The sequence below is a fragment of the Catenuloplanes nepalensis genome, from assembly GCF_030811575.1.
Taxonomy (GTDB): Bacteria; Actinomycetota; Actinomycetes; order Mycobacteriales; family Micromonosporaceae; genus Catenuloplanes; species Catenuloplanes nepalensis.
In genome coordinates, this window is record NZ_JAUSRA010000001.1 from 3551091 (window position 1) to 3567696 (window position 16606).

The 16606-nt window shown below is 71.5% G+C and carries 14 protein-coding genes and 2 riboswitches; of the genes, 6 read left to right on the plus strand and 8 right to left on the minus strand.

What is annotated here, in order from left to right; genetic code table 11:
• Nucleotides 1-56: 56 nt before the first annotated feature.
• Nucleotides 57-557, minus strand: coding sequence for a peptide deformylase (locus J2S43_RS15230; RefSeq protein WP_306829690.1), 501 nt, complete (start codon nucleotides 555-557; stop codon nucleotides 57-59).
• Nucleotides 558-867: 310 nt separating this feature from the next.
• Between J2S43_RS15230 and J2S43_RS15235 the strand changes: the two genes are divergently transcribed.
• Entirely contained in the window at nucleotides 868-1068 is a 201-nt protein-coding gene (locus J2S43_RS15235; protein ID WP_306829691.1) for a DUF5999 family protein, read from the plus strand.
• Nucleotides 1069-2723: 1655 nt separating this feature from the next.
• On the opposite strand, the gene gcvP is transcribed toward J2S43_RS15235, so the two are convergent.
• Entirely contained in the window at nucleotides 2724-5552 is a 2829-nt protein-coding gene (gcvP, locus tag J2S43_RS15240; protein ID WP_306829692.1) for an aminomethyl-transferring glycine dehydrogenase, read from the minus strand.
• Nucleotides 5553-5629: 77 nt separating this feature from the next.
• Nucleotides 5630-5720, minus strand: a riboswitch (glycine riboswitch).
• Nucleotides 5721-5929: 209 nt separating this feature from the next.
• Here gcvP and J2S43_RS15245 point away from each other — a divergent pair.
• Nucleotides 5930-6757 (plus strand): ATP-binding cassette domain-containing protein, encoded by an 828-nt coding sequence (locus tag J2S43_RS15245; protein WP_306829693.1) that lies wholly within the window; start codon nucleotides 5930-5932, stop codon nucleotides 6755-6757.
• A gap of 13 nt (nucleotides 6758-6770) precedes the next feature.
• A complete protein-coding gene (gene mgrA / locus J2S43_RS15250) occupies nucleotides 6771-7730 on the plus strand; it encodes an L-glyceraldehyde 3-phosphate reductase (RefSeq protein WP_306839289.1) in 960 nt (319 codons plus the stop codon).
• Between the two features lie 143 nt (nucleotides 7731-7873).
• On the opposite strand, the gene J2S43_RS15255 is transcribed toward mgrA, so the two are convergent.
• From J2S43_RS15255 to J2S43_RS15265, 3 genes are all read right to left on the minus strand, one after another.
• Nucleotides 7874-9544 carry an IS1634 family transposase gene (locus tag J2S43_RS15255; protein WP_306827509.1) on the minus strand — a complete coding sequence of 557 codons (1671 nt, stop codon included), beginning with the start codon at nucleotides 9542-9544 and terminating at the stop codon, nucleotides 7874-7876.
• 54 nt (nucleotides 9545-9598) lie between these two features.
• Nucleotides 9599-9772: a hypothetical protein gene (locus J2S43_RS15260; protein WP_306829694.1), complete on the minus strand. Its 174-nt coding sequence runs from the start codon at nucleotides 9770-9772 to the stop codon at nucleotides 9599-9601.
• Between the two features lie 68 nt (nucleotides 9773-9840).
• Complete coding sequence (locus J2S43_RS15265; protein ID WP_306829695.1) at nucleotides 9841-10746, minus strand: NmrA family NAD(P)-binding protein; 906 nt, start codon at nucleotides 10744-10746, stop codon at nucleotides 9841-9843.
• Nucleotides 10747-10843: 97 nt separating this feature from the next.
• Here J2S43_RS15265 and J2S43_RS15270 point away from each other — a divergent pair, with 97 nt between their 5' ends.
• From J2S43_RS15270 to J2S43_RS15280, 3 genes are all read left to right on the plus strand, one after another.
• Nucleotides 10844-11692, plus strand: a complete 849-nt coding sequence (locus tag J2S43_RS15270) for a LysR family transcriptional regulator (protein WP_306829696.1) — start codon at nucleotides 10844-10846, stop codon at nucleotides 11690-11692.
• 190 nt (nucleotides 11693-11882) lie between these two features.
• On the plus strand, nucleotides 11883-12053 hold the full coding sequence (locus tag J2S43_RS15275; protein WP_306829697.1) for a hypothetical protein: 171 nt from the start codon (nucleotides 11883-11885) through the stop codon (nucleotides 12051-12053).
• Nucleotides 12054-12076: 23 nt separating this feature from the next.
• Nucleotides 12077-12808 carry a DUF4184 family protein gene (locus tag J2S43_RS15280; protein ID WP_306829698.1) on the plus strand — a complete coding sequence of 244 codons (732 nt, stop codon included), beginning with the start codon at nucleotides 12077-12079 and terminating at the stop codon, nucleotides 12806-12808.
• An 82-nt stretch (nucleotides 12809-12890) separates the two neighbouring features.
• On the opposite strand, the gene J2S43_RS15285 is transcribed toward J2S43_RS15280, so the two are convergent.
• From J2S43_RS15285 to pgm, 3 genes are all read right to left on the minus strand, one after another.
• A complete protein-coding gene (locus J2S43_RS15285; RefSeq protein ID WP_306829699.1) occupies nucleotides 12891-13352 on the minus strand; it encodes a hypothetical protein in 462 nt (153 codons plus the stop codon).
• Nucleotides 13353-13365: 13 nt separating this feature from the next.
• Entirely contained in the window at nucleotides 13366-14022 is a 657-nt protein-coding gene (gene bluB / locus J2S43_RS15290) for a 5,6-dimethylbenzimidazole synthase (protein WP_306829700.1), read from the minus strand.
• A 36-nt stretch (nucleotides 14023-14058) separates the two neighbouring features.
• A riboswitch (cobalamin riboswitch) is annotated at nucleotides 14059-14262 on the minus strand.
• Nucleotides 14263-14668: 406 nt separating this feature from the next.
• On the minus strand, nucleotides 14669-16312 hold the full coding sequence (gene pgm, locus J2S43_RS15295; protein ID WP_306829701.1) for a phosphoglucomutase (alpha-D-glucose-1,6-bisphosphate-dependent): 1644 nt from the start codon (nucleotides 16310-16312) through the stop codon (nucleotides 14669-14671).
• Nucleotides 16313-16606 lie beyond the last annotated feature (294 nt).

The window sequence follows — 16606 nt, forward strand, 5'->3', positions numbered from 1 at the left end:
TCCCGGTTCGTCGTGAACGACTCGAGCCGGACCGTCGTGAACGACGCGAGCGACCGCTACGAGCGGGACCAGGCGGCCGCGCGGATCTCGCGGAGCGCGGCGCGGCGGGAGTCGCCGCGCAGCGTGTCGACGTAGAGGCGGCCGGCGAGGTGGTCGGTCTCGTGCTGCAGGATCCGGGCCAGGTAGCCCTCGCCCTCGATGGTCAGCGGCTCGCCGTGCTGGTCGACGCCGCGCACGGTGGCGGTGAGCGCGCGCACGGTCGGGAAGTACAGCCCCGGGACGGACAGGCAGCCCTCGTCGTCCTCCTCGGTCTCCACGCCGATCTCGATGGTCGGGTTCACGACATGGCCGCGGTGCCCCGCGTCGTCGTCGTAGACGAACACGGCCGCGCCGACGCCGATCTGCGGCGCCGCGACTCCGGCCCGGCCGGGCTTGCCGAGCAGCGTGTCCATCAGGTCGGTCACCAGGTCACGGAGACCGGCGTCGAACGTGGTCACGGTGTCGGCGGGGCTGCGCAGAACCGCGTCGCCGAGCACTCGGATGGGCCGCATCGTCATGACCGACAGGCTAACGGAGTCCTTACCCGCTGCGACGCGCGACACAGCGTGACACGTCCGATGGCGGACAATCGGTGTGGCAGGTATGGCGCGGGAGAGTCACACTCGGAAAGTGACAACGATGACGATCTCCGTAACGCTGTGATCACCGCCGGTGGGAGCGATCCCAGCCATCCGGGCGGATGTAGATCAGCCGAACGGAGGATTCATGTTCATTCGTGTGCCACGCGCTCGGAGGCGCGCTAGCGCCTTGGTAATGTGCATCACCGGGCATGTGAAACATGCCACAGTAAACTGACCGGAGACCCTGATGTGCCAGCACCAATGCCCCTGTCCGACCTCTGATGCCACCGATCGGGAGGCCGCGAAGGTGATCGCGTCCTTCCCGGAGCAGGGCTGGAGCCTGCTCTGCAACGGTGTCATCGTCTTCGAGGACACGGGCGAGTTGCTGCCGGACGGCAGCTGCATCGAGCCCCACCGCGGCCCCGCGCGGCACGCACTGGCGGCCTGACCCTCATCAGCCGGACGTCAACGACGCCACTCCGGCGGCGACCCCCACCTGGGTCACTTCTTGTAACCCACCGTAATGGTGCGGCTCAGCGTCGAGCTACCTCTCCGTAACCGAACGGCCGTCTTCCGACATCCGGTCCGTCGAGTCGCGCCTCCTCCAGGAGGCCTCCGGACCGGCCCCACGCCGGAGACCACCGACGCCGGTGGCACGCGGCGGCGTGCGCACGGCCCCACGCCGCCGCGCCCACCTGCGGGAACGCTCAGAACCCGAAGAGCGGCCGCCCATCCGCCGGGCCGGGAACACGAACACCAGCGCCAGCAGCGCGATCAAGCCTCAAAGGCTTCTCCTCCCGCTCCCGGCGCGGCCACTGTCCGCGTGCTCCCGCGGGCAACGGTCGTCGCCGGCGCTCCTCGCTGCATGTTCCGCAGGCCTCCGGCAAACCCAGATCCCCACCCACGCGACCTCGGCCCCGCCACTCCGGCCCCGCCACTCCGGCCCCGCCACTCCGGCCCCGCCACTCCGGCCCCGCCACTCCGGCCCCGCCACTCCGGCCCCGCCACTCCGGCCGCTCGCGAGACGCGAGCGGCCGGAGTCGCGGTGGGGAGCGTGAGTTCTTCGATGTCGCCGATTGCAGCTCGCCTTGATCCCGCCTGCGGCACGGCAGGAGGTGGGAGCTTCGCGCCCGAAATTTGCACATAAAGCCGACTGCGTCACCGGTCGACATGGCGTACAGCCGCAGCCGCGCCAGGCCGCGGAACTAAGTGATCAATCAGTGGAGCAAAAGATAGGTCAACTAGCGATGTTGACCTATCTTTTGCTCCACTGATTGATCACTCAGGCCTGGGTAGCGCCGTTCTGCAAAGGTGACCAGCGAGCGCGAGGTGGAATACTATGACATTTCGGACCTGCGGCGATGACCTCCTGTGGACGGGATCGCAGCTGTCCCCGACCGGCCGCGCCCCACGAACCGGCCGCTACCGCCAACGCCTGGCTCGTCGAGCGGTTCACGACTCTTTCCGAGCCGGGGACGATCAGGTGCCGCGCGAACCCAAGCGACACACGAACCCCAGCCATGCGGGCCGGCCGCCGGACCGGCTGCGGATCACCACGGTAGCGCCGGTCGCCGGCAGGTGGGTGACCGCCGCCGGGGAGTGCCGTCGCGGCTTCGAAGGCCGGGAGCCGGACCGGTATGCCGCAGATGACCTGGCCGCGAACCCGCACCAGCCGGTCAGGGAACAGGCCGCGGTCCGCCACGACCTGGATCGAGAGCCCGCACGCGAACCAGCCGCAGGAGATCCGCCCACACGGCCACAGGACAGCCCGACCGCAGAACGGCCCGACCACCCGACAGCCGACCACAGGACCGTAGGACAGCCGACCACAGGACGGCCCGACCACAGGACCGTAGGACAGCCCGATCGCAGGACGGCCCGGCTGTGCCGGGGCCCGCGCCCGACCGCAGGACAGCCCGACCGCAAGACAGCCCGACCGCAGGACAGCCCGACCGCAGGACAGCCCGACCGGCAGGACGGCCCGGCTGTGCCGGCCCGCGCCGGAGAGCACCGCGCTCGGCGACGCGCCGTCTCATGGTCGAGGCGTCCCCCATGCTGTGCGAGCAGCATGGGGGACGCCTCGACCATGGTTGCCGGCGCCGGTCAGTCCTCGAAGGCTTCCGGGGACGGGCAGGAGCAGACCAGGTTGCGGTCGCCGAACGCGCCGTCGATGCGGCGGACCGGGGGCCAGTACTTCGCGGCGCGGTCCACGCCGGGCGGGAACGCCGCGACCGAGCGCGGGTACGCGTGCTCCCATGAGTCCGCCGAGACGGACGCGGCCGTGTGCGGCGCGTTGGACAGCGGGCTGTCCGCGAGCGGCCACTCGCCCGCCTCGACCCGGGCGATCTCCTCCCGGATGGCGATCATCGCGTCGCAGAACCGGTCCAGCTCGGCCAGGTCCTCGGACTCGGTCGGCTCGACCATCAGCGTGCCCGCGACCGGGAACGACATGGTCGGCGCGTGGAAGCCGTAGTCGATCAGGCGCTTGGCCACGTCGTCCACGGTCACGCCGGTCGCCTTGGTCAGCGGGCGCAGGTCCAGGATGCACTCGTGCGCGACCAGGCCCTTGTTGCCCGCGTAGAGCACCGGGTAGTGGTTGCGCAGCCGGGCCGCCACGTAGTTCGCCGCGAGCACGGCCGCACCGGTCGCGGCGACCAGCCCGTCCGGGCCCATCATCCGCAGGTACGCCCACGGGATCGGCAGGATCCCGGCGGAGCCGTGGTCCGCGGCGGACACCGGGTTCGCCCCCGGCACCAGCGGGTCACCCGGCAGGAAGTCAGCCAGGTGCGACCGGACCGCGACCGGGCCGACGCCGGGACCGCCGCCGCCGTGCGGGATGCAGAACGTCTTGTGCAGGTTCAGGTGCGACACGTCCGCGCCGAACTTGCCCGGCTTGGCGAAACCGACCAGCGCGTTCAGGTTCGCGCCGTCCACGTACACCTGGCCGCCGGCCTCGTGCACCTTGGCGCAGAGCGCGGCGATGCCGGTCTCGTAGACGCCGTGCGTGGACGGGTAGGTCACCATGATCGCGGCGAGCGCGTCCCGGTGCGCCTCGATCTTGCGGTCCAGGTCGTCCAGGTCGACCGTCCCGTCCTCCTGCGACGCGACCACGACGACCTTCATGCCGGCCATCACCGCGGAGGCCGCGTTGGTGCCGTGCGCGGACGACGGGATCAGGCAGACCGTGCGCTGCGCGTCGCCGTTGGCCAGGTGGTAGCCGCGGATCGCGAGCAGGCCGGCCAGCTCACCCTGTGAGCCGGCGTTCGGCTGGACGCTCACCCTGTCGTACCCGGTGACCTCGGCGAGCCAGCCCTCCAGCTGGCCGATCAGCTGCTCGTAGCCGGCCGCCTGGGAGGCCGGGGCGAACGGGTGCAGCTGGGAGAACTCGGGCCAGGTGATGGCCTCCATCTCCGCGGTCGCGTTCAGCTTCATCGTGCAGGAGCCGAGCGGGATCATGCCGCGGTCCAGCGCGTAGTCCATGTCCGACAGGCGGCGCAGGTAGCGCAGCATCGCGGTCTCGGAGTGGTGGCTGGCGAACACCGGGTGCGTGAGGTACTCGGACGTGCGGACCAGCGCGTCCGGGAACGCGGCGGCGGCCCCGTCCGGGATCCCGGTCCCGCCGAACGCCTCGACGACCGCGGTCAGGTGCGCCACGGTCGTGGTCTCGTCACACGAGACGCCGAGGTGATCCGCGTCCACCCGGCGCAGGTTGATGCCCGCCCGCTCCGCGGCCTCGAGAACCTCAGAAGCCTTCCCGGGTACGCGTACCAGCAGCGTGTCGAAGAAGTGCTCGTGCACGACCTCCACGCCGTCGATCCGCTGCAGGGAGGAGGCCAGCTGTGACGCCCGCAGGTGCACGCGGCGCGCGATCGACTGCAGCCCGGCCGGGCCGTGGTAGACCGCGTACATGCTGGCCATCACGGCCAGCAGCACCTGCGCGGTGCAGATGTTGCTGGTCGCCTTCTCCCGGCGGATGTGCTGCTCACGCGTCTGAAGTGCCAGCCGGTACGCGGGCGCGCCGTCCGCGTCCTTGGACACGCCGACCAGCCGGCCGGGCAGCGAGCGCTCCAGCCCGGCCCGGACCGCGAGGTAGCCCGCGTGCGGCCCGCCGAAGCCCATCGGCACGCCGAAGCGCTGCGTGGTGCCGGCCGCGATGTCCGCGCCGATCTCGCCGGGCGCGCGCAGCAGCGTCAGCGCGAGCAGGTCGGCCGCCACCGTGACCAGCGCACCCTTGGCGTGCGCGGCCTCGATCAGGGCCGCGTCGTCGCGGACCACGCCGGACGCGCCGGGGTACTGCAGGTGCAGCCCGAAGAACTCGTCCGGGAGCGCCTCCGTGGTCAGGTCGAGCACGCGCACGTCCAGGCCGAGCGGCTCGGCCCGGGTGAGGATCACGTTCAGTGACTGCGGCAGCGTCTCGGCGTCCACCACGTACACGCTGGACTTGCTCCTGGAGGCGCGCCGGGCGAGCGTCATGGCCTCGGCGACCGCGGTGCCCTCGTCCAGCATCGACGCGTTCGCGGTGGTCAGGCCGGTGAGGTCGGCGACCATGGTCTGGAAGTTGAGCAGCGCCTCGAGGCGGCCCTGGGAGATCTCCGGCTGGTACGGGGTGTACGCCGTGTACCAGGCGGGGTTCTCCAGCACGTTGCGCAGGATGACGCCGGGCGTGTGCGTGCCGTGGTAGCCGAGGCCGATCATCGAGGTGGCGACGGTGTTGCGCGAGGCGAGCGCGCGCAGTTCGGCCAGCGCCTCCGCCTCGGTGACCGCGGCGGGCAGGTCGAGCGTGCCGTGCCAGCGGATGACCTCGGGGATCGCGACGTCCATCAGCTCCTCGACGGAGCCGTAGCCGATGGTCTCCACCATGCGGCGCTGGTCGGCCGCGCTCGGGCCGATGTGGCGGGTGGCGAAGAGATCGGGGTCGAAGAAGGCGGTCATGCGGCTCCTCGGGCGATGAGGTCGACGGAATCAACCTCCCCCTCTGTCGCACAGCGTGAAACCCTGCTTCAGAGTCGCCTGCCCGTACGGTCCTTTTGCCTGAGAGGTTCCGGGGAGGATTTGCCCCTTCGGCGCCCGAGAAAGTCGAGTCTCTCCCGTACGGATGATGCCGGCACCCGCAACGGTAGCAGTGATCATGTTTCGGGCCGATCTCGGCGGCGAGCCCGGCCCTTCGGCGCTCGCGGACGACTGCTCGACGATTGCCCGTTGACGCCGTAACGGCAGGATGTTTCCATTTTCTCGCGTTTGGCGTTATCGCAGCTGAAACGGGCGCAAACAGGCGGAAAATCACACGCTCGGGGGCGCGTTTGAGCATCGTGGATGCACGAAGTGGGCTGGTGCTGAGCGTGCGGCAGGTCACGGCCACGTTCGGCGGCGACCGGCCCGTGCTGTGCGAGGTCTCGTTCGACCTGCCGGCCGGCGCGATCCTCGGCGTGGCCGGCGAACCGGGCAGCGGCCGCACCACGCTCGCCCGCGTGCTCACCGGCGACGTGGACGACTTCACCGGCCGGCTCACGCTCCGGCCCCGCGACGGCGGCCCGGAGATCACGCTGCGGGCGGGCACGCCCCGGCCCAGCCGCGCGGAACGGCTCGCCGCCGCGTCCCCGCGCGTGCTGGACGCCACCGATCCGGTGCTCACGCCCCGGCAGCGGCACGCGGACGTGCTGGTCATCGACGACGCCCCGGCCGCGTCGCTGACCGCGCTGGCCCGGCTGCGCGACCGGCACGGCTGCGCGATCGTGGTCACCTGCACCGACCCGGCCGCGCTGCGCGGCGTCGCGGACGAGGTGGCGGTGCTCTACGGCGGGCGGATCGTCGAGCACGGGCGGGCCGAGGACGTCTACGCGGGCCCGCACCACCCGCACACGATCGACCTGTTCGCCGGCGGGTCACCCGGCGAAGGACGGCCCGCGGACGCGCCCGGCTGCCCCTATCGCACGCGCTGCGCGTACCGGATGGGGATCTGTGACGATCTTGATCCGGCTCTTGATCTGGTCACGGTCGGCAGCGGCGGCACCACGATGACGGCCTGCCTCCAGTACGACCGCGCGGTGCCGGACCCGGCGTTGTCGGCCGCCTCCGGACAGGCCGCGGGGCAGCAGGGATACGCTTCCCCGCGTGACGACGTACAACCCCGCAAGTGACCGCTACCAGACCATGACGTACCGGCGTTCGGGTCGCAGTGGGCTGAAGCTGCCCGCGATCTCGCTCGGCCTCTGGCACAACTTCGGCGACACCCGGCCGCTCGAGACGCAGCGCGAGATCGTGCGGCGGGCGTTCGACCTCGGCGTCACCCACTTCGACCTGGCCAACAACTACGGGCCGCCGGCGGGCTCGGCGGAGAGCAACTTCGGCCGGCTGCTGGCCACCGACCTCAAGCCGTACCGGGACGAGATCGTCATCTCCTCCAAGGCCGGCTACCACATGTGGGACGGCCCCTACGGCGAGTGGGGCTCGCGCAAGCAGCTGGTCTCGTCGCTGGACCAGTCGCTGACCCGGCTCGGCGTGGACTACGTCGACGTCTTCTACCACCACCGCCCCGACCCGGAGACGCCGCTCGAGGAGAGCATGTCGGCGCTGGACGCGATCGTCCGCTCCGGCAAGGCGCTCTACGTCGGCATCTCCAACTACTCGGCCGAGCAGACCACCCGCGCGGCCGAGATCCTGCGCGCGCTCGGCACGCCGCTGCTGATCCACCAGCCGTCGTACTCGATGCTCAACCGCTGGATCGAGCGCGACGGCCTGCTCGACGCGCTGGAGACCGCGGGCGCCGGCTGCATCGCGTTCAGCCCGCTCCAGCAGGGCCTGCTCACCGACCGCTACCTCCGCGGGGTGCCGTCCGACTCCCGCGTCGCGACCAGCCACTTCCTGAACGAGAGCGACCTGTCCGACGACACCATGGACAAGGTCCGCGCGCTCAACGAGATCGCGTCGTCCCGCGGCCAGTCGCTGGCACAGCTCGCGCTCGCCTGGGCGCTGCGCGACCCGCGGATGACCAGCCTGATCATCGGCGCGTCCAGCACCACCCAGCTGGAGACGAACATCGCCGCGCTCGGCAACCTCGCGTTCTCCGACGACGAGCTCGCCGAGATCGAGAAGTACGCGGTCGACCGCTGATCTTCGACGTACCGCTCGGCTCCGGCGACGCGGTCCTCCGCCCGCTGGAGCGGTGGCAGTCCGCCGAACTGCTGGCCAACATCGACCGGGGACGCGGTCAGGATTCTCTAGGCCTGGACTTCGCACATGGTTGTGGACTGCCGTTATAGCCAGCGTGGTCGGGTGGGGTCGACGTTGAGTAGGGCGAGGAGTTGGGCTTGGAGCCAGCCGGGTTGGGGGATTTTGGGTGGTTGCCGGTTGTGGGCGGGGATGAGTCGTAGGTCGTGCAGGGCGTGGAGGATGAGTCGTGCGGTGGGTCTGACGGCGCGGTTGTCGTAGGCGTAGAAGCCGGTCATGTGGTGGCGGTCTTGTTCGGCGAGGCGGAGGCGGACTTCGCGTTCGATGAGGCTGAAGATGAGCAGGGCCAGGCAGATGATGGTGATCAGGGCGGTGATCCTGCGGTTGGTTTGCAGGAATAGGGGTGCGACGGCGAGGGGTCCTTTGATCGTGGAGTAGCGCTGTTCGACGGTGTTCTGGCCTTTGTAGCGGTGCAGGATTTCGGTGGGGTCGGCGTCGGTGGGGTCGAGGTTGGTCAGGAGTGCGTACCAGCCGTCGGTGGCGGCTTCGGCGTCGATTGCGGTCTGGTCGAAGTGCCAGGCGAAGGTGGGTTTGTCGGTGTTCGGGTCGGTGGTGATGGTGGTGCGCAGGTAGGCGCTGACACGGCGTTTCTTGCTGATCTGGACGGCTTTTGCGGTGACGGCGGTGGTGTCGGGGTGGTGCCGTGTGCCGGCGGTGCGGGTCAGGGTGTCGAGTTCGGTGCGGGCTTTGCCGAGTTTCAGTTGCCGGGCGGCCTCGGCGGCGTTCTGGTTCGCGGTGGAGTGGACCAGGATCCGGCGGATCTGGTGCACCGGGTCGGTTCTGCGGGGGCCGGGCAGGTCCATGACGTCTTCGGTGACCCGGTAGGCGCAGCGCCGGCCGGCTGGCTTGTGGGTGTCTCGCTGGGCGATGTAGTCCACTGTTGTGGTGCTCGCCGGGTCGATACCGGCGAACAAACCGGCCGGGACCCGGGACGCGGCCAGCGGGGCGAGGAACCTGACCCGGGCGTCGGTCATCGCGGTGACGTTGCCGTAAGAGATCAGTTTCGAGTCGCCGACCATCAGGAATTCGGGCGTGGCGGCCAGTTTCTGCAGGGCGTGCATGGCCTCGACGACCTGAGCGACCTCACCGGCGCCGCCGTCGTAGACCTGATGAAACACCGGGACCGCCCCGTCAGCGCTGACCGCGATCCCGGCTTGGATCTGTTTCAGGTCCGGGCGCCGGTCTTTCGGGTGTCCCCAGCCCGGCTGCGGGTATTCGGGATCGCTGTGATCGTAGGCGCCGCAGAGCGAGATCGAGGTCATGTCCCAGTGCAGCCGGGTCACGTCGATACCGAACCTGTCGATCGCCGCCGCGCCGACCGTGCCGACGATGGTGTCCGTGTGCTCGGCGACCGCGTCCAGCGCCCGGCCGAGCCGGTCGTCGCCGAACGCGGACGCGGCGATCCCGTACACCTCCGGGACCGCCCACGCCCGCGCCCAGTCAGCGATCCCGGCCATCGCGGACGGGTTCGTCAGCCGGTTCGCGATCAGGACCTCGATGACCTGACCATGCGTCGCAAGAGCGATATCACGGATCGGGCACAGCCCGTCGATGATCCCGGCGATGTCGATCCGGCGGCAGAAATCCGCGATCACCGGCAACGAACCGAGACGTTTCTCCAGCACCACACCCTCGACCAACTCGGCACGAGGACGCACAGCACTACGACGAGGCACACCCATACCCGTCCAACACATCGATCTTGATCAGAGTGACGGGCATTCACTCCAAAGCATGTGCGAAGTACAGGTCTAGGACTTACCGAGCACCCGGCGCACGGCGGCGAGGAGGTCGCGCTCGAACGCGGCCACCTGGCCGTCGTGCAGGCCCGTGCGGTAGTCCGGGTCGCCGGCGCGGGTCTCGTCGCGGGTGCCGTTCAGACCGTCGGTGTGGCCGTCGGCGTACGCGGTCAGGGCTTTGTCCATGGGGTTCTCCTGTGCAGACACGAGCGAACCCTCGCACGCCGCAAAACCCCTGTTCAGTGGCCGTTCGGTCAGCCGCGCTGTCGGCTATCTTCCCCTGTGTTCGCGCCACTACGCTCCGCGGCCGGCTTGAACACCTCGGCACACCACCGGCGGAACGTGGTCGGCCCGGTCGTCGCCGGCGTCCGGGCCACGCCGGCGTCCAGGCCGTCATTCTTGGCGAGCGCCATGTCGAGCAGGCTGCGCGCCATGGGCTCGGTGTTGCCGTTGCGCATCATCGTCGCCACGAACGCGTCGCCCGGCACCTGCCGATAGCGAACCGGCCGCCCGATCTCGTCGCCGATGGTCGTGGCGATCTCGTCGAACGTGAGATCCTCCGGGCCGAGCACCGGCACCTCCGCGCGCCCGGACCACGTGTCGTCCCGCAGCAGCCGGACCGCGGCCGCCGCGATGTCCCGCGTGGCGACGTGCGGCATCGCCAGGCCGGGCCGGTGCGGGCCGTAGAACACGCCCTGCGTGGTGATCGGCTCGACGTGCCGCAGCAGATTGTCCATGAACGACGACATGACCAGCGCACGGTACGCCGCGGCGGTCCCGGCGATCAAGTCGTCCATCGCGTGCGTGGCGGTGACACGCCCGGCCCGGCCGGCGACCGGCGTGCCGCGGCCGAGCGCGGAGACCGCCACCACCCGCCGGCCCGCGAACGCGTCCAGCACAGGCCGCGCGAATCCGGCGAACGCCTCGTCCACGCCGCTCGCGGCCGGGTTCGGCGGCACCAGCCAGAAGACCGTGTCCGCGCCGTCGAACGCCGCGGCCACGACGTCCGGGTCGCCGTGCGAGCCGGTGACCACCTCGGGAATGCCGGCCGGGAGCCGGGCCGGATCACGGGCGATCACCCGGAACGGCACGTCCGCCTCGAGGAGCGCGCGCACCACGTGCGCGCCGATCTGACCGGTGGGTGCGGTGATGACGATCATCTGTCTCTTCCTCCGTGCTACATCGACCCGCTCAGTCAACCGCCGGACCCCCGCAGTACGGAAAGACCGTCTCCGTCTTGATTGATACCGTGCGGATATGAGTGGTCTGGAGACGCGGCAGCTGCGGTACTTCGTCGCGGTGGCCGAGGAGCGGCACTTCGGCCGCGCGGCCGAGCGGCTGGGCATGGCACAGCCGCCACTGTCCCGCGCGATCCGCGACCTCGAACGACAGCTCGGCGTGGCGCTGCTGACGCGCACCACCCGCCAGGTCACACTCACCCCGGCCGGTGAGACGCTGCTGGACGACGCGCGCGTGGCACTCGACGCGGTCGCGGCCGCGGAACACCGGGCCCGGCGCGCGGGGCGGTCCGGGCTGCGGCTCGCACTCAAGGCCGACTTCGACGGCGGTCTGCTGCCCGCGATCCTGGACGCCTACGGCGGGCCGGTCGACCTGCTGCTCGGCGGCCCCGGCGACCAGGAGCGCGCGCTGCGCGAGGGCCGGGCCGACGTAGCCCTGCTGCCGGGACCGTACGACCCGCACGGCCTGGACGCCGAACCCCTGCTGTCCGGGCCGACCGTAGTGGCGCTGCCCGCGGCGGATCCGCTCACGGCCCGCGCGACCGTCCGGCTCGCCGACCTGGCCGGGCGCCACCTGCCCTACGGCTCACCGGCCGAGCGGGGCCGGGTCGCACCGCCGCCCGCGTCCCGGCTGCGCGACCTCTCCCAGATCTTCAACCTGGTCGAGGTCGGCAGCGCGGTCTGGTTCCTGCCGGACTGGGTGGCCGGGCGATTCCCCCGGCCGGGCATCGCGTACCGGCCGGTGGAGGATTTGGATCCGGTGCCGCTCTCGGTGGTCTGGCCGGCCGTGTCCCGCTCCCCCGCGGTGGCCGCCCTCACCCGCGTGGCCCACGACGTGGCCGCGTCCCTGCCCGTCCCGGCGCTCTGACGAAGCGACGGGGCTGCGACACGGCGACGCTTGCGTTGTGAGGCGGACCAACCCCTAAGTCATCCTAGGGGGCTGGTCCGATTGCCTTGCCGCGCTTTCGGACCGCGAGGCCGCAGGGCACGGCGCGGGTGGCGGCCAGCGCGATCGCCATGGCGCCGACCGCACACCGGCCGATCGGCGCCGTCAGACCGTGGCGATCACGCCGCGCGCGGGAACGCCTGGTCGACGAGGTGCGGTGTCGCCGCTCGCGCCGCGTGCGGTGTCGCCGCTCGCGGCGCGGGCGGTGTCGCCGCTCGCGGCGCGGGCGGTGTCGCCGCTCGCGGCGCGGGCGGTGTCGCCGCTCGCGGCGCGGGCGCGCTGACCGAAGATCGCTACAGTGCCCGCATGCCGCTGACCTTCCCCTCGCACGCCGCGCTGCCGTTGCCGCTGAAGTTGTGGCGGCCACGCTGGTTCGACGGCGTCGCGCTGGTCGTCGGGTCGGCGTCGCCGGACCTGGCGTACGCGCTGGACGGCACCGTCCTCCAGGCGGCCGGCGGCGTCGCGCTCTACCAGGTGGCGCACGGGCCGCTCGGGCTGCCGCTGTTCTGCCTGCCGGTCACGCTGGTGTGCGCGGTCCTGGTGCGCCGGGCCGCGCCGGTCGTCGCGGCACATCTGCCCCCGTGGCCGGCGTGGCTGGCGCCGCGCGACTACGGCGTGCTCGGTGCGGCGCGGCCGACGTTGCCGGTCACGGTCGTCTCGGCCCTGCTCGGTGCGGCGTCCCACCAGGTGTGGGACGCGATCACCGATCACGCACCGATCGCCGATCTGGCCTCGACGGTGGGCGGCGCGATCGCCGCGCTGCCGCTCGCCGTCCACATCGGACGGCGGCGCATGCTGCGTGCCTGGCACGGCGAGCCGCCGGTCGTGGCGGTGCGGCCGGGCCGGTTCTGGGGTGTTGCGGCGCTGGTGGCCGTGGCCGGCGCGGCGATCATCTCGCGGCTGCCGGGCGCGGCCCTCGTGCACACCACGGGGGCGCGGCTGATCGGCGTGTTCGCACTGTCCCTGCTGGCCGCCACCGCGCTGCACGCGGCGATGACCCGCGCGGCGCGACTCGATCGGGCCCGCGACGCGGGCTGAGCGCAGGACACCGGAAACGCCGGACGGTGCGGATCGTCGGCGACGCCCGCTGAGCACGAACCCGCGTGGTGTTCGGGCATGGCTATGCCGGGGTGACGACCCCGCCGGGCTTGATGGATACCGTGACGCCGATCTCCTCGGATGCGGCCGTGGCGAGCGCCGCATCTGCCTCGGTGCGGCCTCGGGCAGGCGGGTTGACGTACTCGCCGTAGACGACGATGCCGTCGAAGTCGGCCGTGATGCCCGCGGTCGAGTTGATCGTGAAGTTGGCGAACAGCCCGCGGCCGCTGAGGCCGTGGAGAGCTTCCTGCCCGCGGGTGATGTCGGCCAGGCTGTGCTTGCGTCGCTGGATGGTCACGGTGATGCCGAGCTGGGCTGCCTTCTCCGTGATGGCCTTCTGTGTCTGGTTCGCCTCACCGTGCCAGAGCAGGATCGTGGAACCTGTCCGCGCGTCGTTCACCGAGGCGACGTAACCGTTCGCGTGCACGTCGTCGGGTTGGGTGAGGATCCAGGTGTTCAGCTCGGAGAGCCGGTTCTGCATCACGGCGGTGGTTTGATCAGCTGATCGAGTAGGTGCGGGAACTATCCTCCCCGCCCCATCGGTCGTCGTGCCGGGCCAGGTGCAACGGACGGCGGCGGCGCCAGCCGTGGCGTTCCAGGTCCGGCGTGCGTTCCAGGTGGGTGACCGGGCCGACGCACAGCCAGGCGATCGGGCGGATCGCGGCCGGGATGCCGAGCAACTCGCGCACGAACTCCTCGCGGTAGAACGACACCCAGCCCACGCCGAGCCGTTCCGCGGTCGCGGCCAGCCACAGGTTCTGGACCGCGAGGCACGCGGAGTAGAGCCCGGCGTCCGCGATCGCGTGCCGCCCCAGCACCGCCGGACCGCCACGCTCCGCGTCATAGGTGACCACGATCGACAACGTCGACTCCAGCACCCCGTCGATCTTGATGCGGGCGAACCGCGTGGCCGCCTCACCGTCCAGCGTGGCCGCGAAGACCTCGCGCTCCCGGCGTACGTGCGAGTGGAACTCCTCCCGCAGCGCCCGGCTGCGGACGATCACGAAATCCCACGGCTGGGACAGTCCGACGCTGGGTGCCGCGTGCGCGGCGCCGAGGACGCGGTCCAGCACCGCGTCCGGGACGGGCTCCCCGGTGAACTCGCCGCGCACGTCACGGCGACGGTGAATGATCTCGTACAGGTCATGGCTCACGGCAGGCTCCCGCTGCGGTCCGGCCCCGGGCGTGCCGGGGTCACCAGGCGCGAGGCCGGTCTTCGGACTCCCGGATCGTCACCTCACCGCCCGCCTTCCCAGCCTGTCCAGGCCAGTGGCCGCGCGTACGCGCATGGGCGGCAGCTCCCCGGTCACCGCGGCGGGCCCGTGCCGGATTCCCACCGGCTTCCCGATTCTCCCGGCCGTCCCCGGCCGGGCACCTCGCAACAGTTCGTGCCGCCCCGCACCCTACCGGCCGACCCCACGAACCACACCACGGACCCAACCCCCGCAGCGGTACGCATCCGCGCGTGAGCCCGCCCTTCGCTCCACCGGCGACCGCGGTCATCACCGGTGGATTCGCCGGCCCGCGAAGGCGCCGGCGCCCGGGGTCGCCGCCGTGCCGGATCGCCGGCGTGCTGGATCGCCGGCGTGCTGGATCGCCGGCGTGCTGGATCGCCGGCGTGCTGGATCGCCGGCGTGCTGGATCGCCGGCGTGCTGGATCGCCGGCCGTGCAGAGCAGCTGCCACCAAGCATGCCCAGAGCGGGCACGCCGGAAGCGGGAAAACCGGGGCCCGGGGTCGCCCAGCGCCCGCAGGAGCAAGCCCAGAGCGGGCACGCCGAACCCGCTCCGGATGTTGGATTTCAGGCCTTCAGCGCCTCCGAGACCAGGTCGCGCGCCTCCTCCTGGATCTGTGCCAGGTGGTCGTCGCCCTTGAAGGACTCCGCGTAGATCTTGTAGACGTCCTCGGTGCCGGACGGCCGCGCGGCGAACCAGCCGTTCTCCGTGGTGACCTTGAGGCCGCCGAGCGCGGCGCCGTTGCCCGGGGCGGACGTGAGCGTGGCCGTGATCGGCTCGCCGGCCAGCGACGTCGCGGTGACCTGGGACGGGGAGAGCTTGCCGAGGACCGCCTTCTCCTCGCGGGTGGCGGGCGCGTCGATGCGGGCGTAGGACGGGGCACCGAAGCGGTCGACCAGCGCGGCGTAGTGCTGCGACGGGGACTCGCCGGTCACGGCCTGGATCTCGGAGGCGAGCAGGCAGAGCAGGATGCCGTCCTTGTCGGTGGTCCAGACGGAACCGTCGCGGCGCAGGAACGACGCGCCGGCGCTCTCCTCGCCGCCGAACGCGACCGAGCCGTCGAGCAGGCCGGGGACGAACCACTTGAAGCCGACCGGCACCTCGATCAGGCGGCGGCCGAGCGACGCGGCCACCCGGTCGATCATCGAGGAGGAGACGAGCGTCTTGCCGACCGCGGCGTCCGCGGACCAGCCGTCGCGGGATCCGTAGAGATAGTGGATCGCGACCGCGAGGTAGTGGTTCGGGTTCATCAGGCCGCCGTCCGGCGTGACGATGCCGTGCCGGTCCGCGTCCGCGTCGTTGCCGGTGGCGATCTGGTAGGCGTCGCGCTTGCCGATCAGCGAGGCCATCGCGTACGGCGAGGAGCAGTCCATCCGGATCTTGCCGTCCCAGTCCAGCGTCATGAACGGCCAGGCCGGGTCGGTCTCCGGGTTGACCACGGTCAGGTCCAGGCGGTGCCGGGACGCGATCTCCCCCCAGTACGCCACGCTGGCGCCGCCGAGCGGGTCCGCGCCGATCCGCACGCCCGCGTCCCGCACCGCGTCCAGGTTCAGCACGGACGGCAGATCGTCCACGTAGGACGCCAGGAAGTCGTAGCGGCCGGTGGTGTCCGCGTTGACCGCGCGCGTGTACGGCATGCGGCGCACGCCGGTCAGGCCGTCCGCGATCAGCGCGTTCGCCCGGTCCTGGATCCACTTCGTGGCGTCCGTGTCGGCCGGGCCGCCGTTCGGCGGGTTGTACTTGAAGCCGCCGTCCGCCGGCGGATTGTGTGACGGCGTGACCACCACGCCGTCCGCGAGCCCGGTGTGCCTGCCCCGGTTCGCGGTCAGGATCGCGTGCGACAGCGCCGGCGTGGGCGTGAACCCGTCCCGGCTGTCCAGCAGCACGGTCACGCCGTTCGCCGCGAACACCTCGACCGCGCTCATCGTGGCCGGCTCGGACAGCGCGTGCGTGTCCCGCCCGATGAACAGCGGCCCGTCGACGCCCTGCCCCTCCCGGTACTCACAGATCGCCTGGCTGATCGCCACGATGTGGTCCTCGTTGAACGCCGACTTCAGCGACGACCCGCGATGCCCGGACGTCCCGAACGCCACCTGCTGCGCGGGCACGCTCACGTCCGGGCGCCGATCCCGATAGGCGGCGAGCAACTCCGCCACATCGATCAGATCGCCCGGCTCCGCGGGCTGGCCGGCACGGGGGTGAACAGACACGGCGGTCTCCTCGGGTTGGCGCATGAGGACGTCACCTAGACCCTAATCGCCACCCGCGCCGCCCGCCCGCGACACCCCCAAGATCCAAATCCCGGGGCAACCCATATTCCCGCTACCGGCCTACCCACCCCGGGAACGACCCCGGACCCCGACATCCCCACTACCGGCCCGCCCACTCTCGGCGAGTTCGCCTGGGCAAACTCGCGGCGGCCTCTGCCGCCGCGCCGGTCGCCGCGTCGGAGCCGGTCCCGGCGTGGCCACCCAAGCCACGCGGCGCCGCATGAGCGCCGGTGC